We start from the raw sequence: 24179 nt of genomic DNA, 5'->3' as shown, positions 1-24179 counted from the left end.
CGGTGTCCTCTCGAGAAAGGTAGTAAGCCATGGGAACTCTCATCCAGGACCTCAGCCGTGTCAGCCCTGCGCCGACCAAGGGACGCGAGACCGCCGTCTTCGTCGTCTCCGCAATCTGCATCGTGGCGATCTTCGGCACGCTGATGACCATCACCGACAAGTCACCGGTGCTCTACGGCATGATCGGCGCCGGCTTGCTGCTCTTCCAGTTCGGCCGGTTGGTCTACGTCTACCAGCGCGGGGATCTGCGTTCTTGACCTATGACCACACACCGCGACAGGGGCGTCGTGCCGCATCCACCGATGCGCACGACGCCCCTTTCGTTTGCCCCGTCATCGACCGCCGACAGGTGGCCACGGAGTCAGCGTCAAGAGATGACGCCCGTCAGTGCAGGGCGTGACGGTTGCCCCTAACGGGCCCCTTTGCTGCCGGGAGAGAGTTGAGTCAGTCAGCAAGACAAGCGAAAAGCCCTCGGGCACAACGAGATCGAAAGGAGATGACCATGGTCACCAACGCAACCGCCGCAGCGCAGACCGCCCCCGAGTGGGTGCGTAAAGCCCTCGCGGACGCCGGCCTGGTCTCCCCCTCGGCTCCCGGGCTCGACGCCGTTCGACTTGCCGGACGCAACGAGACCTACCGCGTACAGACGCCTGCCGGCTCGTATGTAGCCAAGCGACTGCAGGGCCCGGCCGCCACAGCTCGGTTCGCACGGAGCACCGGCCACGCCGAACTCGGCTCCGGTCCGCTCACGCCGCAGCTCGTGCACCACGACGCGGATGCGCTCGTCCTGCTGTTCACCACGATCACCGATGCGATCTCCGGTTCGGACCTTCTGGTGCAGGAGTCCTTCTCCACGCGCCAGTGCGCCGATCTCGGATCAGCAGTCGGACAGCTGCACAATGCTCCGCTTGCGGCGGTCGCGCAGCTGCCCACACCGTCGCTCTCGATGCCCTCGGACGAGGCACTGCGAGCACTCCCGCTGGACCTCGTCAGCAGGTTCACCGCTGGCGAGGTCCAGGCGTGGAGGCTGATCCAGTCGGACCCACAGTTGCCCGGGTACATCCGTGCACTGCGTGCGTCCTCGGATGATGCGCAGCACACACCGATCCACGGCGACCTGCGGGTCGACCAGGTTCTCGCAACCAGCGACGCACTTCACATCGTCGACTGGGAGGAGTTCGGTTCGGGCGATCCTGCCCGCGATACGGGCAGCTGGATCGGTGAGTGGATCTACCGCGCAATCCTCGACATCCCGACTGCACGCGGCGATGGCCGCGGCAGCCAGACCGGGAGTGTCCTGGAACGCACCGACTTCACCGAACGCGATGTCATCGCGCGCGGCGTGGCCAAGCTCGACGCGCAAGCGCCCTTCATCAGCGCGTTCTGGGATTCCTATCGCACCCAGCGCACGGTCGAGCACGACGAGATCGCCCGCGTCACGGCCTTCGCCGGCTGGCACATGCTCGACCGGCTGCTGGCACACGCGCACTCGCGTCCGAGCCTGCCGGGACTGCACCGCGCCGCCGCCGGAATCGGCAAGCGCATCCTGTCCAATCCGGTCGGCGCCGCAGAGGCACTCGGCCTGATGACTCCGACGACGACGGTGGGTGCGGCATGAGCTCCATGAACACGTTGGTGCAGCGTTACGCCGACCAGGTCACACTCGATCTCACCGCTGGCACCGCCACCATCGCCGGAACAACCATCGAGCACGTCGAGCGACGCGACCTGGTCACCGGCCTCGGATCGCTGCTGTACGAACTACTGCACGTCGGTCACCTCGTCGAGGACGGTCTGGACGTGTCAGCGGGTCGCGATGCGGCGTACGAGAGCGACTTGGCGCAGCGTCTGGCCGGCCACACGATCCGGCAGGCCGTGCGAGTCCACAAGATCGGTGAGCACCACGGGATCGTCGAGCACATGGGCCTTCGGGTGCGGGTGCCACGCGGCCAGCTGACCCTGCCGCCCCGTGCGTCCGACATGCCGGTCACCAAGGCGGCGTTGGAGGTGCCGGTCCTGTGGCCCGCACTCTCTCCCGGATTCGCCTTGGCCCGCGGTCCCGAACAGCCGACCGATGGCGGACCGATGCTCCGGCTCTACCTCGGAGCGACAACTCGCGCCGATGCGACGAACGTCTTCCTGCGCGTAGTCGAGGTCCTGCGCCATCGCACGCGCTGGCAGGCCAAGGTCGCCTCGCAGAGCCGGCTCTACCCCCGCAGCGACGCGGTGACGATCTACCTCCACCTGGACGAACTCGGGGCGATCCGCGACATCATCCGTGCCGCCCGCCGCCCGGCTTCGCACGAGGCGCCTGGCTCGGTCTTCACCCTGCACCTCGCTCCTGGAGTGCGCTGCGCGTGGGAGCCCGCCGACCCCCGACCCGGACAGGGTTCGGTCAGCTTCGGCCAACATCGCGCGGCCGTCCTCGCGCAACTGCTGGTCGCCCGAGCCGAGGGCAGTGACGTCCCCGGCACCACCGAGACCGCATGCGAAAGCCGCGGGATCGACCCCCACAACGTCTGGCGCAATCTCGATTCGCCAGAGCTCAGACTCCTGCACCAACCGGTGCAGGACCACCCTGCCGCACTGGCAGGACTCACCAAGTAGAAGGAGAACATCATGGCCAAGGAAGAACTGGTTGGCGGTTTCGAGGAGTACACCGAGCCGCAGGAAGTGCAGAACCCCGACGGTGACGACACCCCCGGCTCGACCCCGTGGTGCGCCACGGCAGCCAGCGTGATCACCATCGAGATCGACTGCTGATCACTTCCCACTGAGTGGCAAACCGCCACATCTTGCGATCCCGGGAGGTAGGCCCTTTCACACGGGCCGACCTCCCGGGGCAAGGCGGTCTCTTCGCAGACCGCGTCCACCGAAGGAGACCCTGATGGACCAGCAGTCACTGCGGCCGACGCTCTCGGCATTCTGGCCGTACACGCCATCGGCGATCGACGATGTCGCGCGCTGGTCCGAGGTTGTGAGCGGTGGTCCGTTCGAGCGGCTCTGGCTTGGTCAGTCGGTGGCCCTCGACACCGCTGCCGCGGTCTCATACTCAGCCGGCACCGGACGACGCTGCCCTGTCGGCATCGCCGTCAACGTCATTCCCATGCACCACCCTCTGGCACTCACGCAGTCGCTGCGTGCGATCGCCGAAGCCACTCGCCACGACGTCACCGCGTGCTTCTCGGCAGGCGACCCTGTGGCCCAGCGGCGCTTCACCGGGCGGCGCTATGCCAGTCCCCTGACCGCTGCCCGCGAGTTCCTCACCGTGCTGCGCGGACTCATCGACGGTGAGCACGTCCGCCACGACGGCAAGTACTTCCCGCTCGACGCCCGGATGCCGGCACGGCCCAGCCCCCACCGAGTGCATCTCGGCCTCGGCGTTCTGCGCCCGGGCATGGCTCGCCTCACCGGGGAGCTGGCAGATCTGGCCACCACCTGGCTCACCCCGCCCGATTACCTGCGTGACGTGATCGTCCCTGCTCTGCAGCAGGGCGCTGACTCCGCCGGACGTGCACGCCCTCGCCTGGTGTCGCCGGTGCACGCGATTGTCGCCGCGCCGGGACGAGACGCCGCCCGGCTCGCCGAGGCCGCGATCGGCAAGCACCTTCGCACCCCGAGCTACCGCACGATGCTCGAGCAGTCCGGCCAGGGAGAGGTCCTCGAGCGCGGACACACTGCCGCGCTCGACTCCGGCCTGGTCACGTACGGCTCCCCCGACGACATCGCCAGGCGCGTCGCCGAGGTCGCGACCGCCGGCGCCGACGAGGTGCCGATCGTGCTGCACCAGCCACGCGATCTGCCCTGGGCAGCACTGCGTGAGGAGTGGTACGCGCTCGGCGACGTCATCGAGCGGCGCCTCCAGCCACGGCCCGCGCCGATCGGAAGCAGGCCCGCATGAAGCTCGTGGTCGTCATCTGCGGTTCGCTGCGCGCGGCATTCACGCCGTACTGGATCAACTGGATCCGGCTCAGCAGACCCGATATCGAGCTGCGCCTCGTCCGCACCCGGGCGGCCCGCGCGTTCGTGACCCGTCCTGCACTCCAGCAACTGAGCAGCGGACCGATCCACGACGACGAGTGGGATGCCGAGGCCATCGGCCCGGCCCTGCACGTCGACCTCGGTATGTGGGCCGACGCCGTGCTGGTCTATCCCGCAACCCTCGATTACGTCGGCCGAGTCGCACGTGGCGAGGGCGATACGCCGTCCTTGTTGATGATCGCCTGCACACGGGTGCCGGTCGTGATCGCACCCGCGCTGCCGCCCGGTGGCATGGAGGGACGCACCTACGGTCGCCACGTCGAAGACATCGCGCGCTTGCCCGGCGTCCGGGTGATCGCACCCAAGCTCGGAATGAGCGCCGCCACGCGCACGATGTCGGCCTACACCTCCGCGCCGCTGCCGGACTGCCTCGAGGTCATCGACGAGATGATCGCCGAGCAGAACGGTGAGGTGACCGCGGAGAACAACGTGGTGCCGATGGAAGGGCATCGATGAGCGCCCCGCCAGTCATCGGCAGCACCCTGCGCTCACGGTTGCGCGAGGGCGACGTCGTGGTGCGCTCGGTCGGCCCCGCCGCCTCGACCGGCTTCAGCCCGATACCACCCGACGTCGTCGAGCTCGTCGCCGCCGAGACCGGAAACTGGCGATGGGACTGCGGCACCGGTGATGCCACCGAGCGCCGATACAACCTTCCCTCCGACGCCCGCTCGCTCGCAGACATCGGGCTCACCGATCCGCACGCCGTGGACGACTGGGAACGCGCACTGGGCCACATCGGCGCCGCTCTCGGACGCCTTCATCAGAGCACCCCGCACGCATCCTGGTCGCGCGCACCGCAAGGGCTCGACCGGCTCAGCGCCTTCCTGCACGGCACCGGCCTGAGCGGTCGCGCGGTCCAGTTGAGACGAGGATTCATCGACCCACTACCCGCGGGCTTCCTCCTCGAGCTCCAGGACGACGTCCTGCGTGCGGGGCACCCCGTTCGAGGAGTGCGCAGTCACGGCTGGGCGGGCCTCGGACGCTGGTTCGTGCTGAGTGACCGCACCGCGATCGGACTGATCGGCGAGGACCTCGGCGTCGCCGCAGCCGAGCACGATCTCGCAGCCGTCCTCGCGCAGGTGATCGAGCTGCGCTTCTTCCGACCCGCCCTCACCGGATTCATCACGCTTGCCGACGCACGGGCCGCCCTGCTGGCCGGGTATCCCCTGCCGGTCGACCAGCCGTGGCTCGACCGTGAAGTACGGCTCGCCATCACCCGGCACCTGGCCGATGTCTGCGTCCATGCGAGCTGCCCGGACGAGGAGCCCGCCCGTTGGGCCGAACTCATCCACGGACTCGAGGTGAATTGAGGGCATGCGCTGGACCGAAACGGTCACGCCGACCGCCTACCGACGGCTCGATAACGGGCTGCGTGTGCTCGTGCAAGATCGCCCCGGCCAGCGCAACGCCTTGTGCCTGACGCACGTGCGAGGTGGCAGCCGTCATGATCCGGTGGGTGCCGCCGGAACCGCACATCTCACCGAACACCTCGTGACCCAAGGCCTACGGCCCGATGGTGAGCGACTGGTCACACCGCTTGTCGCCAGCGGCGGCGACGTCAGCGCCACAACCCATCCCGACTACCTCGAGTTCTGCTTCGAGGGCCCGCACTCGGCTCTGCCGTGGGCTCTCAGGGCGGAGCGCCAACGGCTGCTGGGCTGGCCACGGCTGCGTCCGTCCGAGTTCGTCACGCAGCGCGACGGCGTGATGCGCGAGATCCAGCAGCATCTCGATCGGCACACCCGCTCCCTGCCGTGGCCCGATCTGGGTCCGCGCATCTTCGGCGAGCAGGCCGGACGCGACCCGTTCGGCGCCGTGCGCGACGTAGCCACGCTGACCGAGCAGCAATGTGAGGCCTTCTGGCTCGACAGCCTTGATCCCCACGACATCGTGGTCGTGATCGTGGCCGACCTGCGACAGGTGTTGGGAGGGGTCGAGTCGTTGCTCTCCGGCTGGGACGAGGTGCCCGCTCTCGCCACCACCGCTCGCACGACACCCGAACATGAGCCCGTCGACACCGGCGGCATCGTGAGCCGGGCCGATTGGACGGCTGCCCACAGCGTCGGGGCCGTCGGTTGGCGTGTGCCCTCGGTCGTCGACGACCCGAAAGGTTATGCCGGACTCCTCGCACTCGCCGATCACCTCGGGCACTCCACCGGCACCCGCGGACGGCTGGGCCACACCATGCCGCTGGCCCGTAGCGGATCCGATGCGCTCACCTGCACCGCCACCGACACGCGCGATGTGCGCTCGGCCCTCGACGCGGTGAGCGATCAACTCGAGCGCCTCGCCATCGGTGAGCTGGATCTTGAGGTCGACCACGCGGTGCAGCGTGCTCGGGCGACGAGCGCCGCACTGCTCGACCGACCGCGCGCAGCGGCGACCCTCATGGCACGCGCGACCCTGCTCGGCGACGACCCGGACGCTGCTGCGACCTGGGCTCAGAAGCTGCACGATGTCGACACCGACTCGGTGGTTGCCGCTGCCCGTTCGCTGACACGAAACAAGCCCGTGGGAATCGTCGGCCTGCCGACCGAGCGTCCGAAACGTTCGGCACCGGCATCTGTGGCGATGGCGCGGCCGGTGCCGACGGTTCGCGTGGAGCGCCCGTCGTTGGGCGCCGCGATCGCCGTACGGCTGCCCGATGGAGCTGACGTCGACCAAACTGCGTTGGCACAGAACGGATTCCAGCTGATCGGCGAACCCGCCGGTCAGCTAGTGCTCGGCACGTCCGCGGGTGCCGCCCCGACGCTGGCGAACGTCGTCCGTTCGTGTCTGCGGAACGCGCCGGTGCGGCATGTCGTCATCGTCGGCGAAGGATCGGAGTCACTCGAACCGTGGCGTTCGGCCCCCTGCAAGCCACGCCCCGACGAGCGCCCCCGCGGCCTGCGGCTGCTGCCACTCGCCGGTCAACCACGCGACATCGCGAGCGCCCAATTGCGCTGGCCGACCGAGCGCGCCGGGTTCATCGAGCGCTGGCTGGGCATCGCGTTGCTCGCCGACCTGCAGGCGCGTAGCCACGGCTCAGACCCACACCCTCTCGCGGCACCGGAAGGCACGCTGCTGAGCCTGCGGCAAGAGGTGGTGCCCACAGGAAAAGATCTCGTGTTCGATGTGTGGGCCGCCCCCGAGACGCTCGGAGCGACCCTGCGGCACCTGGCGAACGAGCTTTCCCGCGACCGTCTTGCCGAGCGCGCCGAGCACCTGCCCGACACCGCGATCGCCGTCGCCGGGCAGTGGCTGCGGACGGCAAGCGATGGCCTCGACCTCGCCCGCCGGGCGACCAGCATGCTCGACTACGGCGCCACCGAACAGGACGTGCTCGCGTTCGACACCCGCCTGCTCACGACGGCAGCACGTGATGTCGTCGAGGTGATCCGTCACGACACCGCCGGCATGCCCACAGGGTGGGTGCGCACCCTTCGGCCCGACCTGATCTCCACAGCCGACCTGCCGTGGGCGATGGGTCCGGCCAAGGTCTGACTCCCCTGCGGATGCTGACACCTGTCATCCCGATCCTGGCTGTTACGTCCTACCGACGGACGCACAGGATCGCGAGGCTTGGACCCATGAAGAAGAACCAACGCCCCGCTCTCGACGGCCCTGTCGTCGACGTGCAAGACCTGCAGTTCTCCTATGGCAAGCACCACGCTGTGCGGGGTGTGACGCTCACGATCGAGCCGGCGCAGGTCTATGCGCTGCTCGGCACCAACGGCGCCGGTAAGACGACGACGTTGGAACTCATCCAAGGCTTCCGCGCACCTACCAGCGGCAGCGTCCGCGTGCTCGGCGTCGAACCCACCAGCAACCAGGGCGCGATCCGGGCCCGCACCGGCGTGATGCTCCAGGAGGCCGGCTTCTTCACGGAGCTGAGCGTCCTGTCCACGCTGCGACTGTGGTCCGATCTGTCGTCGCGGCGCGACGACGTGGACACCGTCCTGCAGCGGGTCGGCCTCGACCACAAGGCCGACACCAGGGTGCAGGCCCTCTCCGGCGGTGAGCGGCGCCGGCTCGACCTCGCGACCGCGATCTGGGGCGGCCCCGATCTCATCGTGCTCGACGAGCCGACAACCGGACTCGACCCGTTCTCACGGCAGACCCTGTGGACGCTCGTGCGCGAACTGCGCGCCGAAGGCACCACCGTCCTACTCACGACGCACCAATTGGAGGAGGCCGAAAGCCTCGCCGACCGCGTCGCGATCATGAACCAGGGGCGCATCGCGGTGGCCGGCACCCTCGACGAAGTGCTGTCGACCCAGCCGGCGCGGATCACCTTCGACGTCGTCCCTGCCGTCGGCACGGAGTGGCTCGACCGTCACCGTCGGCCAGGCGGTGTCGAGATCTCGGTCGACCGGGTCACCCGTCCCCACGGCGAGCGCCTTGAGCTGAGGGTCAGCGGACCCGAACCCGTGCGCGACCTGCGGTGGTTGCTCGACGTCGCCGATCGTGAGCGCGTCGACCTCGAGCGGCTGCGCGCGAACCCCGCCTCCTTGGAGGAGGTCTTCCACCAGGTGCGGCTCACCGATCTCGACGACGTGGCCGCCGACCCTGACTCCACATCTGCCATCAACTCCCACGAGGTGTCGTCATGAGTCTTGCAACCCGTCCCCGCACCGAGTCCGCGCCGATGGCGGCGCGCACCGCGCACAGTGTTCCCCGCCCCGAGCGCAAGCGACGCCATCGCACCAGGATCGGACGGATCGTCCGGATGACGCGCTTCGAATTGGCGATGATCTTCAAGCAGAAGGTCGCGCTCATGTCGGTGCTGCTCGCTCCGGCGACAGCGATCGGGATCGCGTCGTTCAGCAAGCCGACAACGCCCGGCGCGTGGCACAGCCTGACGGCGTCCATGACGATTCTCGTGTTGATCATGGCGGTCTACACGACCACCACCAGTGCCGTCGTTTCGCGGCGTGAGTCGCAGGTCTTCAAACGGTTCCGCACCTCTGAACTGCTGCCCCGGCAGATGATGATCTCGCTGGCGATGCCTTACGTCCTGGTCGGTCTGGCACAGGTCGCGATCCTGACGACGGCCTACCACCTCATGGGCGCACCGATGCCGCAGCAGCCGCTGCTCTTCGGTGCCGTCGTACTCGTCACGACCGTGATGAGCGTGGTGGCCGGCTTCGCCACCGCCTCGCTGACCACCAACAGCGAACGCGTGCAGTTCGGCGTGATGCCGGTGATGATGCTCGGTCTGGTCACCTCGATCATGGTGCTCAACCCAGGAATGTCGGACGAGCTACGCACCGGTGTGCTGCTCGCGCCGTACGCCGCGGCCAGCAACCTCTGCGCCCGGTTCCTCGGCGTCGACGGGCAGGTGTTCGCCCAGCCCGGCTTCGTCAGCGACCTGACCGAGAAGGTCGGCGTCTCCGCGAACACATTCATGACCGGCTACGACATCGCGGTCACGGCGCTGTGGTTCGTCATCTTCACCGCCATCGCCCGCAAGGCGTGGCGCTGGGAGCCCCGCGGCTGATCCGGCTCTCCCTCGTATGCACATCCGGCGCCGACACCTACCTTCCGAAGGTGGGTGCCGGCGTCAGTTTGAGCGCGCCGCCAACGAGTCGGTCGCACCCAAGCACAAGTCGCGGTTAGCGCGAACAGTGCTCGCGGCGTCCGCGAGTTGTGCCCGCCTGAGCTCATCGCCCGGCCGCAAGCGGGAGGATCCGCGTCCGAGAAGTCGATCGACGGGTGAGATCACGTCAATACCGACTGCACCTTGAGCAACAGCTCAAACACTGCAATCCGGCGGCGATAGCCGCCCCACCGACCTCCGTGGGCGAACGAACCCGAGTCGCCTCAGTCAGCGGCGGCTGGCCGTGTCAGATCGAGCTGAGCGCCAGGAACAGCACCGCGAGCGAGGGCAACACGCCCTGCTTGATCGCCGCGGCGCGCTTGTCAGGGCTACTGACCAGCAGCACCAAAGCAGCGGCCGCCATGGCACCGGCTCCGGCGAAGACAAGTGCGCGACCGATCGATTCATGACCGGTCGCGTAGAGCAGGACGCCGATGAACGCCTGGATCGCGAGGAAGAGGTTGTAGAAGCCTTGGTTGAAGGCCATCTCTTTGGTCGCCTCGGCAGCTTGTGGAGACGTGCCGAAGACCGCCCGGGCCTTCGCGGACGTCCACACCAACGACTCCAAGTAGAAGATGAAGACGTGCACGAGTGCAGCGAGGACGGCGAGAACAAGGCCTGCGATTGCCACGGGTTTCCTTCGTTCGGGTGATTCCGGTCGGCCCGGAGCAGCACCAGTCTGCCCTCCTCCACCAGTCTCTGACCCAATTTCCGGCGTAACGGCGCCCCCCCGACGAACTCGACGGGTCGCGCCTTCTGCCGCACCACGTTCAGCTCAATTCGCCGTTTCGTCCTCGCCCTGCAACGATCACCTGTCGGTCGATCGAAGGGGACAACGGGTGGGCATCTCGTGGACGCTGTTCGTCGTCCTCGGTCTCTTCGTCGCGCTCGGCTCCTTCGTGCAGCGGGTCGTCGGCTTCGGCCTTGCCGTCGTCGCCGCGCCGTTCATCGTCATGGCCGCCCCCGACCTCATGCCCGTGTCGCTGCTCATCACCGTCCTGCCACTCCCCCTCGTCGAAGTCATCCGCGGACGGGCCTACGTGCTGTGGCGCTCCTTCTCCTGGGCAATGCTCGGACGCGTGCTGACCATGCCGCTCGGGGTGTGGCTGGTGGCCGTGGCCTCCAGCACGACGATCTCGGTGGTCGTCGCCTGCATGGTGTTGGTCGCGGTGGCTGGCTCTTTTGCACGGGTACGGGTGCAGCCGACCGGCCCGCTGTCGTTCGCCGCTGGTCTGATCACGGGTGTCTCTGCCACCGCCGCGTCGATTGGCGGCCCCTTCTACAGCCTCGTCCTGCAGAACCAGAAGCCGCAGCAGGTGCGATCGACACTCGCGCCGTTCTTCTTGATCGGCGCGCTGACTTCGCTTGGCGGTCTGGCGATCGGCGGGCAGGTGCATTCGGACGCCGTCGTCGCGGGCCTTGCGTGGATGCCCTTCATGCTGCTGGGTTCGCTTGTCGCACAACCCCTTCGACATCGCATCCACCCGGCGCGATTCCGTCAGTTCATGCTCGTGCTTGCAACCGTCGCCGCCCTCGCGGTCTTCGTGCGGGTGGCAACGCAGTAGTCGGCAGAGGCGTCAGCGCAGCTGGGTGAGCATGGTCGGATCGTCGGTCGGCAGGTCCGGTTCGGCGACGGCCGTCACTTCCATCTGTCCCAGTTCGACGGTGCCGCCGGTGACCGTCATGAAAGCCGTGTCACTGGCGTCACGGCCCGTCGCGATGCGCAGGAGCGAGGTGCGAGGTGCCAGCAAAGTGGCATCGACGACCTGCCACTTGCCGTCGACCAGCGCCTCGGCGACCGCGTGGAAGTCCATCGGACTCAGACCCGGCGCGTAGACACTGACCAGCCGGGCGGGCACGTTGAGCCCGCGCAGCATGGCGATCACCAAGTGGGCGAAGTCGCGGCACACGCCCTGCCGTGACAAGTAGGTCTGGATCGAGCCATCGGTAGGACGACTCGACCCACTGACGTACTGCAGGCTCTGGTGCACCCAGGTCGTCACCTCGTCCAGCAACTGCTTGCCCTGTTTGCCGCCGAAGGTCGCCAGGGCGACGGGCGCCAGCGTGTCGGAGTCGACGTACCTGCTCGGACGCAGGAAGGCGACCTCGTCCAGCGGCGTCACGTCGGGCTCGGGCGCCTGCTCCTCGACGGTGCAGCTGTAGTCGAGCACGAGCGCGCCGGCCGGCGTCTCCCGGCAGCGGTGCAGCCGGGTCATGCCGTCGATGATCTCCTCGACCTCCACGGGCCGTCCGTCGACGGTGATCGTGAGCTCTTCCTGCGCCCGGGGCACGGCCTCCGACACCGCGACCGACCAGGTGATGTCGGCGAGGCTGGAGACATTGGCTTCGACGTGAGCGGTGACGATGCGACGCATGGGCTCCATCCTGTCGTTTGGGTCGACAGCATGGAGCCGTGCGCGTCGATCGCTCGCGTCACACCTTGAGGATCTGGTGCGATTCAACGATCATGCCGCCGACGATCCTGACCACGGCGTCGGTCGGCTCGCTCAGCTGGGTGACGCCTGCGGGCAGCAGGTACGGCGACCCGGTGAAGCCTTCGGCGGTCATCGGTTCGGCGACCGTCAGCAACCACGCCCACGCGGGTGCCGTGACCATGGTGGCCCCGGCGCCTTCGCCGAAGAGCCGGGTACGAGCGTCCGAGGTAACCTGCACCAAGCGCTCCGGGCCGGCGTCCGCGGAGCGTTCGTTGCCGCCTTCGCTGCCGCCACCCGGGCAGTCCGTCGCCGGTGCTGTTGCCGGTGAAACCGGCGGTCAGCGTGAACGTCGCGTGACCTGTCCGCAGTTCGGCCGCACCGAACGGCGGTGTGATTTCGAAGGCTTGCTGTTCGATCGGACCGCGCCGGCCTTCGTCCACGTCAGCCCTTCGGCGCTGCCGAAGAAGCTCTCCGTGCCGGGACGGTAGGCGATCGCCTGAGACGCACCCGTGGTCAGCTTGATCGACTTCACCGCGGTGGGCACCTCGGATCGGTCGCCCTCAACGCGACCCGACAGGTGCGCCACGTGCTGACAGGCGCGGCGGTTGCAGCTGCCGCGTTTGCGAACAAGCGCCGCACCTACCGCTGCAACCGCCGCGTTTGCGTCTCCTCGAAACATCGGAACATCAGCGACGACCGCGCGGTTGACCTGCGCGAGACGTGAGATCCACCGAGCGACGAAGGAGAGCCTGAGATGTCCGACCAGCAGATGCGCACCGAACGCGATTCGATGGGTGAGATCGAGGTGCCGGCCGCTGCGAAATGGCAGGCGCAGACCCAGCGCGCGATCGACAACTTCCCGATCTCCGGACGTCCGATCGAGCCAGCGCTCATCCATGCGCTCGCTGCGATCAAGGCTGCGTCCGCGCGCGCCCGCGCAGAGTCGGGAGCACTCGAAAGCGATGTGGCGCAAGCAATTTCGCAGGCTGCGCAGGAAGTCGCCGAAGGCAGGTGGGACGCGGAGTTCCCGATCGATGTCTTCCAAACCGGCTCGGGCACATCGAGCAACATGAACGCCAACGAGGTGATCGCCACCTTGGCCACCGAGAAGCTCGGACGAGCTGTGCACCCGAACGACGGCGTCAACGATCCGTTCTCCTCCAACGACCAGTTCCCGTCGGCGATCCACATCGCGGCTGCCGCCGGGGTGAAGGACGACCTGCTCCCCGCGCTGGAGGTGCTGTCGAAGTCGTTGCGGCGCAAGGAAACCGAGTTCGCCGATGCCGTGAAGTCGGGGCGCACTCATCTTATGGACGCCACCCCCGTGACCCTCGGCCAGGAGTTCGGCGGCTACGCGGCGCAGGTCGAGTTCGTTGCCGCACGGTTGCGCGATGGCCTCCCCCACGTGGGCGAACTGCCGCTCGGCGGTTCTGCGGTCGGCACCGGCATCAACGTGCCCGAGGGCATGGCGGCGACAGTGATCGCCGATCTCGCACAGCAGCTCGACCTGCCACTGACCGAGGCAACGAATCACTTTGCAGCACAATCGAGTCGCGACGCACTGGCCGAACTCTCGGGCACGCTGCGCACCGTCGCGATTGCGTTCACCAAGATCGCCAACGACATCCGCTGGATGGGTTCGGGCCCGACCGCGGGCCTCGCCGAGATCCACCTGCCCGACCTGCAGCCGGGCAGCTCGATCATGCCGGGCAAGGTCAACCCGGTGCTCTGCGAGGCGATGCTGCAGGTGAGCGCCCAGGTGATCGGAAACGACGCCGCGGTGGCCTTCGGTGCGAGCGCCGGCACCTTCGAACTCAACGTCATGCTGCCTGTGATCGCCCGCAACCTGCTGGAGTCGGTCCAGTTGCTGGCCAACGTTTCTCGGGTGTTCGCGCTGCGTTGCCTCGACGGCATCGAAGCCGACCGCGACCGCATGCGTCGCTACGCCGAGTCGTCCCCGTCGATCGTGACGGCGCTCAACCACCAGCTCGGCTACGACGAGGCCGCATCCATCGCCAAGCAGGCGCTCAAGGAGGGCAAGACGATCCGCGAAGTGGTGCTCGAGCGCGGCCACGTCGCCGACGGCAAGCTCACCGAGGAGCAGCTCGACGAGGCACTCGACGTGCTGGCGATGACCCGCGGATAGTCAAGGCGGCGAGCCTCCCCGCAATCACTAAGGTGGCTCCCATGCCCGTCTGGCGTGGACGCTCGATCAACGTCCCCAAGGTCACCCCGCGCATCCCGGCCTTCGAGCCGCCTGCCGCGGCGTTCGAGCCTGCCCGCGAGGAGGACGACGGCCCCGCCGAGGCGATGGTGATCGAGCGTGCCATCTACCGCGATGGCCACAAGCTGGAGAACCCTCGGACGATCTCCGAGACCATTCATCGGCTGACCGATCGGGACGACACCACGGACGGGCCGATGGCCTGGATCGGTCTGGCGCACCCGACCTCGCACCACGTCCAACAGGTCGCCGGCATCTTCGATCTGCACCCGCTCGCGGTGGAAGACGCGATCGTCGCCCACCAGCGTCCCAAGCTCGAGCGGTACGACGAGACGCTCTTCGTGGTGCTGCGTTCGGCGTCCTACGACGACGAGACCGAGACCGTCGACTTCGGCGAGATCCACCTGTTCATCGGCCCCGACTTCGTCATCACTGTGCGGCACACCTCCGACCCGTCGCTGGCGCCGGTGCGCAAACGGTTGGAGGGCAACCCTGACCTGTTGGCGCTCGGCCCGGAAGCGGTGCTGTATGGAGTGCTCGACCACGTGGTCGACGGTTACGCGCCGGTGCTGACCGGGCTGGAGAACGACATCGACGAGATCGAGGCGCAGGTCTTCGAGTCCGATCCGAACGTGTCGCGGCGCATCTACGAGCTCTCGCAGGAGGTGATGGAGCTGCAGCGCGCGGTCAAGCCCTTGCGCGGCATCCTCGACTCGCTCGACAGGGGCGCCGAGAAGTACGGCACCGACCCCGAGCTCCAGCGGCTCATGCGCGACGTGCTCGACCACACCATCAGCGTCAGCGAGCGCGTCGACGGTTTCCGCCAGTCGCTGGCCGACATCCTCACTCTCAACGCGACCCTCGTCGCGCAGACGCAGAACGAGGAGATGAAGCGCCTCGCCCAGACCGCCAACACGCAGGCGGACGAGGTGAAGAAGGCCTCGTCATGGGCCGCCATCCTGTTCACTCCGACCGTCGTCGCCGGCATCTATGGCATGAACTTCACCCACATGCCCGAGCTCAGCTGGTGGTTCGGCTATCCCTTCGCGCTCGGTCTCATGCTTTTGGTGAGCACGACGATGTACATCGTCTTCAAGCGGCGCAGCTGGCTCTGACCCGCAAGACTTCCAGCCCCGGGGCAACCTGCATCCGACGTGCGCGTCTGGACAGACATGACCGCGACTACTGGAGCACAATGGCCGCGGTGGCAGGCAGTTTCCGCCAATTTCAGGGGGACTCGTGAACTGGACCACGCGCGCGTGACGCCCCGCGTCGATCTGGCCACGCTCTACGAGCAGCACCATCTCGGGCTGATCAGGCTGGCTCGTCTGCTCGTCGACGACCTGCCGAGCGCCGAGGACGCCGTCCACGACGCGTTCCTGGGGATGCACCGCAACCTCGATTCCATCCGCGATGCCGATGCGGCGCTGGCGTACGTGCGTCGCGCGGTGGTCAACCAGTCGCGATCGCAGCTGCGCAGGAGGCGCACGGTGCGTGAGCACCTCAAGGGCGCTGAACCGGAGGTCACGCCACCGGCCGACGACGACGTGCTGCTGGCCGAAGAACATCGCGAGGTGCTGGGCGCGCTCGACCGGTTGCCACCCCGACAGCGCGAAGTGCTCGTACTGCGTTATTGGTCGGATCTGTCGGAGGCGCAGATCGCGGACGCCCTCGGCATCAGCAAGGGCACGGTGAAGTCGCAGGCCAGCCGGGCCGTCGCTGCACTCGGTGAGGCGATGGGGGTGCAGCGATGAGCGACGAATTGGAGCAGCGATTGCGGGCGTCGCTGCAGGCGCGCGCCGATCAGGTCGACCCAGAAGATCTGGACGCGTCGAAGCGCGACGATCTGCTCACGCAGTTGCGCAGATCCGCCCCAGAAAATCCGACGCGGACGGGACTGGTCACCAAGATCGCGCTGGCCGGCGCGGCTGCCGGCGTGGCGGTGCTCGCCGCCTCCGGTCAGATCAACCTGCCCGGCGGCAGCGGACAGGACACGATGTCGAACGCCTCGGCGCCCGCAGCCGGAACCGCTGCAGCGTCCCGCCCGACATCCGGCGAGGCGGGTTTCGCTGTCCCGGGTGGTTTCGTGCAGGGCCCGGCATCGACGACCGTGTCGGTGGGAAATGGCGAGACGCTCACTCTCACACCGGTTTTCACGATCGACGACGGCAAGGTCACGATCAGTGTCGAGATGACGGGCACGACGTACGCGACCCCAGTCGCCTTCGCCTACAGCGTTGACGCACCGGACGGCGCAGGCCTCATTGAGGACGGTGTCCGCATGTGTGATCGCGGCAGCAAGCGCACCGTCGACACCACCCGCACGTTCGGCACGTACGAACTCGGCGGTCGCGAGGTGAGCATCAGCACCTTCGGCTGCACATCAGCCGGGCAGCCGGTCGAACTCAGATGGAAGGGCAGCGTGCTGCCGTCACCTCGCTGACCTCGGTTTGACATAGGAAGGGCATGCTTAGTTAGGTATGCCTGACCTACTCACACCGGAGGCCCCACGTGTCCACGCTTCGCGATCGAATCGAAGAACGCGCGCTCTCGGCGTACACCGCCACCACCATGGCGCGGATGCCCTCACGCCAGGAAGGCGGCCAGTGGGTCATGACCGTCGAGGCGGTCACTGATGTTGCGGCACACGTCCGCCGCATCACTTTCAGTGCAGCCGAGTTCCGTTCGTACGTCACCAACGGCGCCGACGAATACTTCGGTCTGCTGATTCCGCGCGACGGTCGCCTGGTGATGCCCGACCCGCACGAAGCCAACCTGCGCCGCGCCGTCCATCGCATGCCGGAGGACGACCGCCCGGAGCTGCGGTGGTACACCCTGCGTGCCGTCCGCCCAGAACAGGGCGAAGTGGACGTCGACGTCGTGCTGCACGGGGACGCCGGGCCCGGCTCGGCATGGGCCACCCGAGTCGCTATCGGTGAGCAGGTCGGCTTCCGGCAGCACACCGCCCTGCACCTTCCGCCCGCCACAGGCCACCAGTTGTTGATCGCGGACGAAACCGGGGCGCCCGCACTGGCGGCGATTCTGGAGAGCTTGGACAACCCGGCGGCAGCGACCGTGCTGGTGGAAGTGCCCGATCTGGGCTATCTCAGCCCGCTGCCCGACGGCATCGAGGCGATCGTCGTGCAGCGTGGTGATCGCCAACCGGGCGAGGCAGCCTTGGAGCGCCTCACCGGCCTTGACCTGCCAGCCCTCTCGTACGCGTGGATCTGCGGTGAGCACACCTTGGCCACCGGCGTACGACGACACCTGGTGAAGGAGCGCGACGTCAATCGGCGCAGCGTGATGTTCTCGTCCTTCTGGACGCTCGGCGAAGCCCGCACCTGAGCGCGCCCAGCCGAAAACTCTTGTCGATCAAGGAGATCCACCCCGCATGAAGCGCATCACCCTGGTAGCAGCCGCCGCCTGCACCACGCTGCTCGCCGCCTGCAGCACCGGCCCGACCGACTCTGCGGAGTCCAGCGGAACCAGCTCGAGCACCAGCAACAACGCCGCCAGCGGCGCTTTCCCGGTGAGCATCAAGACGGCCCTCGGCACCGCCACCATCAAGAATGCGCCCCAGCGTGTCGCCGTCGTGGGCTGGAGCGATCAGGACTTCGCACTGTCGCTCGGCGTCGCCCCGGTCGGCGTCCCAGAGATCAGTTGGGGTGGTAATGACAAGAAGTCGACTGATTGGTACGACGCCGCACTGACCAAGATGGGCGGCGCACAGCCCACCCGCTACAGCGATGCCGACGGCACCCCGGTCGACAAGATCGCCGCGCTCAAGCCCGACCTCATCCTCGCCACCAACTCGGGCATGACGCAGGCCGAGTACGACAAGCTCAGCAAGCTCGCTCCTGTGGTCGCCTACCCCGGCGCACCGTGGGGCACCTCCTGGCAGCAGTCACTCGAACTCATCGGCAAGGCCCTGGGCAAGAGCGACGACGCCGCCAAGCTCAAGACGCAGACCGAGAACCAGATCAAGACCGCCGCCGCGAAGTACCCGGCGCTGAAGGACAAGTCGGTCGCGTGGGCCTGGTTCACCCCCACCGACCTGTCGAAGGTCAGCTTCTACACCGAGCAGGACAACCGTCCGCGCATGCTCAAGGAGCTCGGCATGAAGACGCCCGATTTCGTGCAGACGCTGTCGAAGAAGCAGCCCAACATGTTCAGCGTCGACGTCTCGGCAGAGAACGCCTCGACCGCCGACTCCGATCTGCTCATCTTCTACGTGGAGAACCAGGCCCAGGTGGCCGAACTGAAGAAGAACGCGCTCGTCGCCAAGATCCCGGCGCTTGCCAAGGGCAACTACCTCGCCAGCACCGACAACGTCGCCGCGATGCCGATGTCGAGCCCGACGACGCTGAGCATTCCGACGGCACTGGAGAAGTTCCTGCCGCAGCTCGCTGCGGTGGCCGCCAAGGCCAAGTGAGCACCAAAGCTCAATCCCGACCCGCGTCCGATGCTCCCACCAAGGAGTTCGGACGCGGGTCGCGTCGCGCCTCGTTCGTGACGAAGCTGGTTCTTGCCTCACTCGCGCTGGTCGCTGCGGTGTTGCTCTCGGTGGCGGTGGGTTCGAGTGAATCGGTGAGCATCCCCGACGCACTGGGCGCGCTGCTCGGTCAGAACAACGACGCGAGCGCCGTGGTGGACGCCCGGCTCGACCGCACGGTGGTCGCACTGCTGGTGGGCGCCGCTGTCGCCCTGTCGGGCGCGTCCTTGCAAGGGCTGACCCGCAACCCACTGGCCGACCCTGGGCTGCTCGGCGTCAATGCCGGTGCGTCGTTGGCGGTGGTCACCGGACTCACCCTCGGCATCGCCGGCAGCCAGTTGTCGTTCATCGCCCTCGCACTGCTCGGCGGTTCGATCGCCGCTGCGTTGGTCTACGCCATCGCTTCGGCCGGAGTGGGCGGATCCACACCGATCACTCTCGCCCTCACCGGTGCCGCGGTGACCGCCGGGTGCACCAGCCTGACTGCCTCGATGTTGATGCGCGACCAGGGCGCACTCGACGTCTTCCGTTTCTGGCAGGTGGGGTCGGTCGGCGGACGCGACCTGGACAACCTGCCGGTCACCCTGCCCTTCCTGATCCTCGGCGCCGTGATCGTGTTCGCCTCGGCCCGCACCCTCAACGCCCTGGCCCTGGGCGACGACCTGGCCCGCTCACTCGGACAACGCGTGCTGCTGGTGCGTCTGCTCATCGCCACCGGCGCCGTGCTGCTGGCCTGCACCGCCACCTCGATCGCCGGACCCATCGCCTTCGTCGGACTTGTCGTGCCGCACCTGGTGCGTTTCGTCGTCGGGCCCGACCACAGCAAACTGCTCCCCCTCAGCGCCCTCGCCGGCGCCACGATGCTCCTGCTCGCCGACGTCATCGGACGCGTGATCGCGCCTCCGGGCGAGGTGTCGGCCGGCATTCTCACCGCACTGGTGGGCGTCCCCGCTCTGCTGGTGCTGCTTCGTCGCAAGGTGGTGACGCTGTGAGCGCGTCCACCGTCGAAACCATTCGCCGGGTCGGGGTGCGCGCCACCCGCCGGGCCGCCCTCCTGCTCGTCATCGCCACAGTTGTGTTGATCGGCCTGATGGCTGCCCGCCTCCTGCTCGGCGACTTCACGATCACGATCCCCGACTTCTTCCGCATCATCACCGGCACCGACATCCCGGTCGCGAGCTTCATCGTGATGGAGTCGAAGCTGCCGGCCGCCCTGGCGGGAGCACTCGCCGGAATCGCCTTCGGCGCGGCTGGCTCGATCTTCCAGACGATGCTGCGCAACCCGCTCGCCAGCCCCGACGTCCTCGGCGTGACGCTCGGCGCGAGCGTCGGAGCGCTCGGCAGTTCGATCCTGTTCGGCTGGAGCGGCACCTCGATGTCGCTCGCCGCGCTCGTCGGCGGCCTGGCGGTCGCCGTCCTCATCCACGTGGTCGGCGGCAAGGGCGAGACCGCTTCACACCGCATGATCCTCATCGGCCTCGGCATCGCTGCGGCATTGCAGTCGCTGATCCAGTGGCTGCTGACCCGCACCAGCGTCTATCAGGCCCAGGACGCCATGATCTGGCTCACCGGTTCGCTCAACGCACCGGTCTGGGACGGCATCACCCGGCTCGCCCTCGTCGTCGCAGTCTGTCTGCCGATCGCGATGGCGCTCGGCCGCGGTCTGCGGCTGCTCGAACTCGGCCATGACGCAGCCACCGGTCTGGGCGCCAATGTGCACCGCACCCGGTTGGCGCTCATGGGAATCGGCGTCCTGATGACCGCCACGGCCGCGTCCGTCACCGGACCCATCGCCTTCGTCAGCCTGCTGGCCGGCCCGATCGCCCGGCGCATCAACGCCGGACGGCCGTCCATCCTTCTCTCGGCGATCGTGGGCGCCTGCGTCGTGGTCGGCGCCGACTACCTGGCGTCCTACGTGATCCCCGGTGATCTGCCCGTGGGCGTCCTGACCGGCATCGCCGGCGCGCCCTTCCTGCTCTACCTGCTCGTCTCCACCCGGCGATCGGTCAACGGCTGATGCCGACGACGAAAGGACCGACCATGACCAGCCTGCGCGCCGAGCGTCTCGGACTCTCCTACGACAAACACCGCGTCGTGGAAGAACTCGACCTCGAACTGCCGACCGGTAAGGTCACCGCGATCGTGGGCGCGAACGGCTGCGGCAAATCGACGCTGCTGCGCGGGCTGTCGCGGGTGCTGGCGCCCACTGAAGGACGCGTGCTGCTGGGCGGCGACGACCTGCACCGCATGCCGCCCAAGCAGGTGGCCCGCCACATCGCCCTACTGCCCCAGCACCCGGTCGCACCGAGCGGGATGTCGGTGGCTGAGCTGATCGGCATGGGACGCCACCCGCACCAAAGTGCGTTCCGACCCCGAACGCGCGAGGACGACCGCATCGTCGCCGAGGCGATGGAGGCCACCGACACCGTCGCCCTGGCCGAGCGCCCGGTGGAAGAACTCTCCGGCGGTCAGCGCCAGCGGGTCTGGATCGCGATGGTGGTCGCGCAACACACCGACATCCTGCTGCTGGACGAGCCCACCAGCTTCCTCGACCTCGCCCACGCCGTCGACGTGCTCGACCTGGTGACCGACCTCAACCGCGAACGCGGCACCACCGTGGCGATGGTGCTGCACGATCTCAACCTCGCAGCCCGGTACGCCGACCACCTGGTGGCGATGAAGGGCGGCGCGGTGCTCGCCGAGGGCAGCCCCGCCAAGGTGATCACGACGGCGTCGGTGAAAGAGATCTTCGGCATGACCGCGACCGTGCTGCCCGATCCGGTGACCGGCACTCCCTTGGTCGTGCCGATCGGTCGTCACCACCGCATCCCGGCCGCCTGACCGGACCTCCTGCGCACCGCCGACAGCACAAACCGGACGCAAATCGCTCACTTTTGCTCCGAAAAGGTGCGATTTGCGTCCGGTTTGTGGGACTTGGCCTGAGGCCTTACTGCTGGACGTCAGCCTCCGAGACGGCGTCCTCGGGAGCCTCGTCCTCCTTGGCCCAGTCGAGGGTGCGCTGCACAGCCTTGTTCCACTTGGCGTAGAGGCGCTTGCGGTCGGCGTCCTCCATCTCCGGCTCCCAGCGCTTGTCCTCGGCCCACTGCTTACGCAGTTCGTCCTCGTCCTTCCAGAAGCCGACGGCCAGACCGGCGGCGTAGGCGGCACCGAGCGCGGTGGTCTCGTTGATCACCGGACGGATCACCGGCACGCCGAGGATGTCGGCCTGGAACTGCATGAGGGTCTCGTTGACCACCATGCCGCCGTCGACCTTGAGCTCGGTCAGGTCGACACCGGAGTCGGCGTTCATCGCGTCCATGACCTCGCGGCTCTGGAAGGCGACGGCCTCGAGCGCGGCGCGGGCGATGTGGCCCTTGTTCGCGAAGCGGGTGAGGCCGACGATGGCGCCGCGCGCGTCGGAGCGCCAGTGCGGCGCGAAGAGACCCGAGAAGGCCGGGACGATGTAGACGTCACCGTTGTCCTCGACACCCTTGGCGAGGTCTTCGACCTCGGGTGCGGACGAGATGAGGTTGAGGTTGTCGCGCAGCCACTGCACCAGCGAACCGGTGACGGCCACCGAGCCCTCGAGCGCGTAGACCGGCTTGTTGTCGCCGATCTTGTAGCAGACGGTGGTGAGCAGACCGTTCTTGCTCATAACCTTCTCCTCGCCGGTGTTGAGCAGCATGAAGTTGCCGGTGCCGTAGGTGTTCTTGGCGGTGCCGGGCTCGAAACAGACCTGGCCGAAGGTGGCGGCCTGCTGGTCGCCGAGGATGCCGGCGATCGGGACGCCGGGGAAGGAGCCCTTCTCGCGGCCTTCGCCGTAGACCTCCGAGGAGCTCTTGATCTCCGGCAGCATCGACATCGGGATCGTCATGTCCCCCGCGATGCCCTCGTCCCACTGCAGGGTGTCGAGGTCCATCAGCATGGTGCGCGAGGCGTTGGTGACATCGGTGACGTGCACGCCGCCCTCCGGGCCACCGGTCATGTTCCACAGCACCCAGGTGTCCATGTTGCCGAACAGCAGGTCACCGTTCTCGGCCTTCTCGCGAGCGCCGTCGACGTTGTCGAGGATCCACTTCACCTTGGGGCCGGAGAAGTAGGTGGCCAGCGGCAGGCCAACCTTCGCCTTGTACTTGTCAGCGCCCTCCGAGCCACCGAGCTCGTCGACGATCTTGTCGGTGCGGGTGTCCTGCCAGACGATGGCGTTGTAGACGGCCTCACCGGTGTTCTTGTCCCAGACCACCGCGGTCTCGCGCTGGTTGGTGATGCCGACGGCGGCGACGTCGCCGCGGGAGATGTCGGCCTTGGCGAGCGCCTCGGCGCACACCTTGCGGGTGTTCTCCCAGACCTCTGCCGGGTTGTGCTCAACCCATCCGGCCTTGGGGAAGATCTGCTCGTGCTCCATCTGCGCGACCGAGACGACCTTGCCGTCGTGGTCGAAGATCATGCAGCGGGTGCTGGTGGTGCCCTGGTCGATCGAAGCGATGTACTTGCTCACTGCTGCGGCTCCTTAGCCAAGAAGAAACGTGCGGGAAAAGCGGTGGATGCAAACGCGGCCCGCGTCCGGAAGGGCGCGGACCGCGTCGGCGATCAGATGTAGACGATGGCGAGCAGACCCGCCGCGACCGCACCCAGGAGTGGGCCGACGACCGGAATCCAGGCGTAGCTCCAGTTGCTGTCGTCCTTGTTCTTGATCGGCAGGATCGCGTGCGCGATGCGCGGGCCGAGGTCACGAGCAGGGTTGATGGCGTAGCCGGTCGGACCACCGAGGGACGCACCGATACCGACCACCAGCAGGGCCACGGCCAACGGGCCAAGACTTGCGGGCGACTTGCCGAAGGTCATGATGATGAAGACCAGGACGAAGGTGCCGAGGGCCTCGGTGACGAGGTTCCAGGCGTTGGAGCGGATCTGCGGGCCGGTGGAGAAGACACCCAGCGAGCCGGCGTCGCCGCGCTCGTCGAACTGCTTCTTGTAGGCCGCCCAAGCCAGCACGGCACCGATGAAGGCTCCGAGCAGTTCGGCGATCAGGTAGACCATCGTTGATGCTGCGGTGATGTCGACGCCCTTGGCGTAGGTGACGCCGTCCTCACCCAGGCTCTGGGTCAGCAGGCCGATCGTGACGGCGGGGTTGAGGTGCGCGCCCGACTTGTAGGCCGCGTACACGCCGGCGAAGACCGCGAGGCCCCAGCCGAAGTTGACCATCAGGAAGCCACCGTCGGTGCCGTTGTTCTTCGGCAGTGCCACGTTGGCCACGACTCCGGCACCCAGCAACAGCAGGATGGCCGTGCCAATTACTTCGCTGACAAAAACGGCACCCAAGCCCACCTCGGGTGTCGCAGCCGCTGTAACAAGGAGGTTCACCGTTGAACCCCTCCTCCCATGAGGACGCAGATCGAAGACTCAATC

Annotated in this window: 25 protein-coding genes; 20 read left to right on the top strand and 5 right to left on the bottom strand. The window is 67.6% G+C overall.

All coding sequences use genetic code 11. The features are described 5' to 3' along the window. Positions 1 to 29: 29 nt before the first annotated feature. The 10 genes from J5M86_RS01330 (at position 30) to J5M86_RS01285 (ending at position 9520) form a co-directional block, all read left to right on the top strand. A complete protein-coding gene (locus tag J5M86_RS01330; RefSeq protein WP_188059856.1) occupies positions 30 to 257 on the top strand; it encodes a hypothetical protein in 228 nt (75 codons plus the stop codon). Positions 258 to 502: 245 nt separating this feature from the next. Beyond that, positions 503 to 1618 carry a class V lanthionine synthetase subunit LxmK gene (gene lxmK, locus J5M86_RS01325; protein WP_188059857.1) on the top strand — a complete coding sequence of 372 codons (1116 nt, stop codon included), beginning with the start codon at positions 503 to 505 and terminating at the stop codon, positions 1616 to 1618. Then, on the top strand, positions 1615 to 2607 hold the full coding sequence (locus J5M86_RS01320; RefSeq protein ID WP_188059858.1) for a T3SS effector HopA1 family protein: 993 nt from the start codon (positions 1615 to 1617) through the stop codon (positions 2605 to 2607). Before lxmK ends, J5M86_RS01320 begins: the two co-directional genes overlap by 4 nt. Before the next feature lie 12 nt (positions 2608 to 2619). Continuing rightward, a complete protein-coding gene (locus J5M86_RS01315) occupies positions 2620 to 2763 on the top strand; it encodes an LxmA leader domain family RiPP (protein WP_188059859.1) in 144 nt (47 codons plus the stop codon). A 124-nt stretch (positions 2764 to 2887) separates the two neighbouring features. Next, on the top strand, positions 2888 to 3901 hold the full coding sequence (locus tag J5M86_RS01310) for an LLM class flavin-dependent oxidoreductase (protein ID WP_188059860.1): 1014 nt from the start codon (positions 2888 to 2890) through the stop codon (positions 3899 to 3901). After that, positions 3898 to 4497: a flavoprotein gene (locus J5M86_RS01305; protein ID WP_188059861.1), complete on the top strand. Its 600-nt coding sequence runs from the start codon at positions 3898 to 3900 to the stop codon at positions 4495 to 4497. Before J5M86_RS01310 ends, J5M86_RS01305 begins: the two co-directional genes overlap by 4 nt. Continuing rightward, positions 4494 to 5351 carry a hypothetical protein gene (locus tag J5M86_RS01300; protein ID WP_188059862.1) on the top strand — a complete coding sequence of 286 codons (858 nt, stop codon included), beginning with the start codon at positions 4494 to 4496 and terminating at the stop codon, positions 5349 to 5351. The genes J5M86_RS01305 and J5M86_RS01300 overlap by 4 nt, the downstream gene beginning before the upstream one ends. 4 nt (positions 5352 to 5355) lie before the next feature. Next, the gene (locus tag J5M86_RS01295) at positions 5356 to 7524 is read left to right on the top strand and encodes a pitrilysin family protein (protein ID WP_188059863.1); all 2169 of its coding nucleotides are present in this window, start codon (positions 5356 to 5358) and stop codon (positions 7522 to 7524) included. Between the two features lie 86 nt (positions 7525 to 7610). Then, positions 7611 to 8633: an ABC transporter ATP-binding protein gene (locus J5M86_RS01290; protein WP_188059864.1), complete on the top strand. Its 1023-nt coding sequence runs from the start codon at positions 7611 to 7613 to the stop codon at positions 8631 to 8633. Beyond that, complete coding sequence (locus J5M86_RS01285) at positions 8630 to 9520, top strand: ABC transporter permease (RefSeq protein WP_188059865.1); 891 nt, start codon at positions 8630 to 8632, stop codon at positions 9518 to 9520. Before J5M86_RS01290 ends, J5M86_RS01285 begins: the two co-directional genes overlap by 4 nt. A gap of 346 nt (positions 9521 to 9866) precedes the next feature. Here J5M86_RS01285 and J5M86_RS01280 read toward each other — a convergent pair whose 3' ends face one another. After that, a complete protein-coding gene (locus J5M86_RS01280; RefSeq protein ID WP_188059866.1) occupies positions 9867 to 10250 on the bottom strand; it encodes a DUF1304 domain-containing protein in 384 nt (127 codons plus the stop codon). Positions 10251 to 10458: 208 nt separating this feature from the next. On the opposite strand from J5M86_RS01280, the gene J5M86_RS01275 reads away from it, so the two are divergent. Then, on the top strand, positions 10459 to 11184 hold the full coding sequence (locus J5M86_RS01275) for a sulfite exporter TauE/SafE family protein (protein WP_188059867.1): 726 nt from the start codon (positions 10459 to 10461) through the stop codon (positions 11182 to 11184). Between the two features lie 12 nt (positions 11185 to 11196). Here the strand turns inward: J5M86_RS01275 and J5M86_RS01270 are convergent, their stop codons facing one another. Beyond that, positions 11197 to 11994 (bottom strand): transglutaminase family protein, encoded by a 798-nt coding sequence (locus J5M86_RS01270; RefSeq protein WP_188059868.1) that lies wholly within the window; start codon positions 11992 to 11994, stop codon positions 11197 to 11199. Positions 11995 to 12052: 58 nt separating this feature from the next. Further along, positions 12053 to 12292: a hypothetical protein gene (locus J5M86_RS01265; RefSeq protein ID WP_188059869.1), complete on the bottom strand. Its 240-nt coding sequence runs from the start codon at positions 12290 to 12292 to the stop codon at positions 12053 to 12055. Positions 12293 to 12808: 516 nt separating this feature from the next. Between J5M86_RS01265 and J5M86_RS01260 the strand changes: the two genes are divergently transcribed. From J5M86_RS01260 to J5M86_RS01220, 9 genes are all read left to right on the top strand, one after another. Continuing rightward, positions 12809 to 14200 (top strand): aspartate ammonia-lyase, encoded by a 1392-nt coding sequence (locus J5M86_RS01260; protein WP_188059870.1) that lies wholly within the window; start codon positions 12809 to 12811, stop codon positions 14198 to 14200. A 41-nt stretch (positions 14201 to 14241) separates the two neighbouring features. Next, entirely contained in the window at positions 14242 to 15393 is a 1152-nt protein-coding gene (corA, locus tag J5M86_RS01255) for a magnesium/cobalt transporter CorA (protein ID WP_188059871.1), read from the top strand. Positions 15394 to 15537: 144 nt separating this feature from the next. Further along, the gene (locus J5M86_RS01250; RefSeq protein ID WP_244328412.1) at positions 15538 to 16032 is read left to right on the top strand and encodes a SigE family RNA polymerase sigma factor; all 495 of its coding nucleotides are present in this window, start codon (positions 15538 to 15540) and stop codon (positions 16030 to 16032) included. Continuing rightward, positions 16029 to 16721 carry a hypothetical protein gene (locus J5M86_RS01245; protein WP_188059873.1) on the top strand — a complete coding sequence of 231 codons (693 nt, stop codon included), beginning with the start codon at positions 16029 to 16031 and terminating at the stop codon, positions 16719 to 16721. Before J5M86_RS01250 ends, J5M86_RS01245 begins: the two co-directional genes overlap by 4 nt. Positions 16722 to 16789: 68 nt before the next feature. Continuing rightward, positions 16790 to 17623: a siderophore-interacting protein gene (locus J5M86_RS01240; protein WP_188059874.1), complete on the top strand. Its 834-nt coding sequence runs from the start codon at positions 16790 to 16792 to the stop codon at positions 17621 to 17623. A gap of 46 nt (positions 17624 to 17669) precedes the next feature. Beyond that, positions 17670 to 18710, top strand: coding sequence for an iron-siderophore ABC transporter substrate-binding protein (locus J5M86_RS01235; protein WP_188059875.1), 1041 nt, complete (start codon positions 17670 to 17672; stop codon positions 18708 to 18710). Then, positions 18707 to 19762, top strand: a complete 1056-nt coding sequence (locus J5M86_RS01230; protein WP_188059876.1) for an iron ABC transporter permease — start codon at positions 18707 to 18709, stop codon at positions 19760 to 19762. Before J5M86_RS01235 ends, J5M86_RS01230 begins: the two co-directional genes overlap by 4 nt. Beyond that, complete coding sequence (locus J5M86_RS01225) at positions 19759 to 20787, top strand: iron chelate uptake ABC transporter family permease subunit (RefSeq protein ID WP_244328411.1); 1029 nt, start codon at positions 19759 to 19761, stop codon at positions 20785 to 20787. The genes J5M86_RS01230 and J5M86_RS01225 overlap by 4 nt, the downstream gene beginning before the upstream one ends. A gap of 23 nt (positions 20788 to 20810) precedes the next feature. Then, complete coding sequence (locus tag J5M86_RS01220) at positions 20811 to 21611, top strand: ABC transporter ATP-binding protein (protein WP_188059877.1); 801 nt, start codon at positions 20811 to 20813, stop codon at positions 21609 to 21611. Positions 21612 to 21717: 106 nt separating this feature from the next. Here the strand turns inward: J5M86_RS01220 and glpK are convergent, their stop codons facing one another. Beyond that, positions 21718 to 23268 carry a glycerol kinase GlpK gene (glpK, locus tag J5M86_RS01215; protein ID WP_188059878.1) on the bottom strand — a complete coding sequence of 517 codons (1551 nt, stop codon included), beginning with the start codon at positions 23266 to 23268 and terminating at the stop codon, positions 21718 to 21720. A gap of 92 nt (positions 23269 to 23360) precedes the next feature. Then, positions 23361 to 24134, bottom strand: coding sequence for an MIP/aquaporin family protein (locus tag J5M86_RS01210; RefSeq protein WP_244328410.1), 774 nt, complete (start codon positions 24132 to 24134; stop codon positions 23361 to 23363). Positions 24135 to 24179: the final 45 nt, after the last annotated feature.

Origin of the sequence: Yimella sp. cx-51 (assembly GCF_017654605.1) — a bacterium.
GTDB lineage: Bacteria > Actinomycetota > Actinomycetes > Actinomycetales > Dermatophilaceae > Yimella.
Note: the sequence above shows the minus strand (reverse complement) of the source record. Positions and strands in the feature narration are given on the sequence as shown.

Bases quoted from the DNA above. Each gene is read 5' to 3' on its own strand.
- J5M86_RS01285 (WP_188059865.1), top strand. From the start codon at position 8,630: ATGAGTCTTGCAACCCGTCCCCGCACCGAGTCCGCGCCGATGGCGGCG.
- J5M86_RS01315 (WP_188059859.1), top strand. From the start codon at position 2,620: ATGGCCAAGGAAGAACTGGTTGGCGGTTTCGAGGAGTACACCGAGCCG.
- J5M86_RS01270 (WP_188059868.1), bottom strand. From the start codon at position 11,994: ATGCGTCGCATCGTCACCGCTCACGTCGAAGCCAATGTCTCCAGCCTC.
- J5M86_RS01290 (WP_188059864.1), top strand. From the start codon at position 7,611: ATGAAGAAGAACCAACGCCCCGCTCTCGACGGCCCTGTCGTCGACGTG.
- J5M86_RS01330 (WP_188059856.1), top strand. From the start codon at position 30: ATGGGAACTCTCATCCAGGACCTCAGCCGTGTCAGCCCTGCGCCGACC.
- J5M86_RS01300 (WP_188059862.1), top strand. From the start codon at position 4,494: ATGAGCGCCCCGCCAGTCATCGGCAGCACCCTGCGCTCACGGTTGCGC.
- J5M86_RS01260 (WP_188059870.1), top strand. From the start codon at position 12,809: ATGTCCGACCAGCAGATGCGCACCGAACGCGATTCGATGGGTGAGATC.
- lxmK (WP_188059857.1), top strand. From the start codon at position 503: ATGGTCACCAACGCAACCGCCGCAGCGCAGACCGCCCCCGAGTGGGTG.
- corA (WP_188059871.1), top strand. From the start codon at position 14,242: ATGCCCGTCTGGCGTGGACGCTCGATCAACGTCCCCAAGGTCACCCCG.
- J5M86_RS01310 (WP_188059860.1), top strand. From the start codon at position 2,888: ATGGACCAGCAGTCACTGCGGCCGACGCTCTCGGCATTCTGGCCGTAC.
- J5M86_RS01320 (WP_188059858.1), top strand. From the start codon at position 1,615: ATGAGCTCCATGAACACGTTGGTGCAGCGTTACGCCGACCAGGTCACA.
- J5M86_RS01235 (WP_188059875.1), top strand. From the start codon at position 17,670: ATGAAGCGCATCACCCTGGTAGCAGCCGCCGCCTGCACCACGCTGCTC.
- J5M86_RS01305 (WP_188059861.1), top strand. From the start codon at position 3,898: ATGAAGCTCGTGGTCGTCATCTGCGGTTCGCTGCGCGCGGCATTCACG.
- J5M86_RS01295 (WP_188059863.1), top strand. From the start codon at position 5,356: ATGCGCTGGACCGAAACGGTCACGCCGACCGCCTACCGACGGCTCGAT.
- J5M86_RS01245 (WP_188059873.1), top strand. From the start codon at position 16,029: ATGAGCGACGAATTGGAGCAGCGATTGCGGGCGTCGCTGCAGGCGCGC.
- J5M86_RS01220 (WP_188059877.1), top strand. From the start codon at position 20,811: ATGACCAGCCTGCGCGCCGAGCGTCTCGGACTCTCCTACGACAAACAC.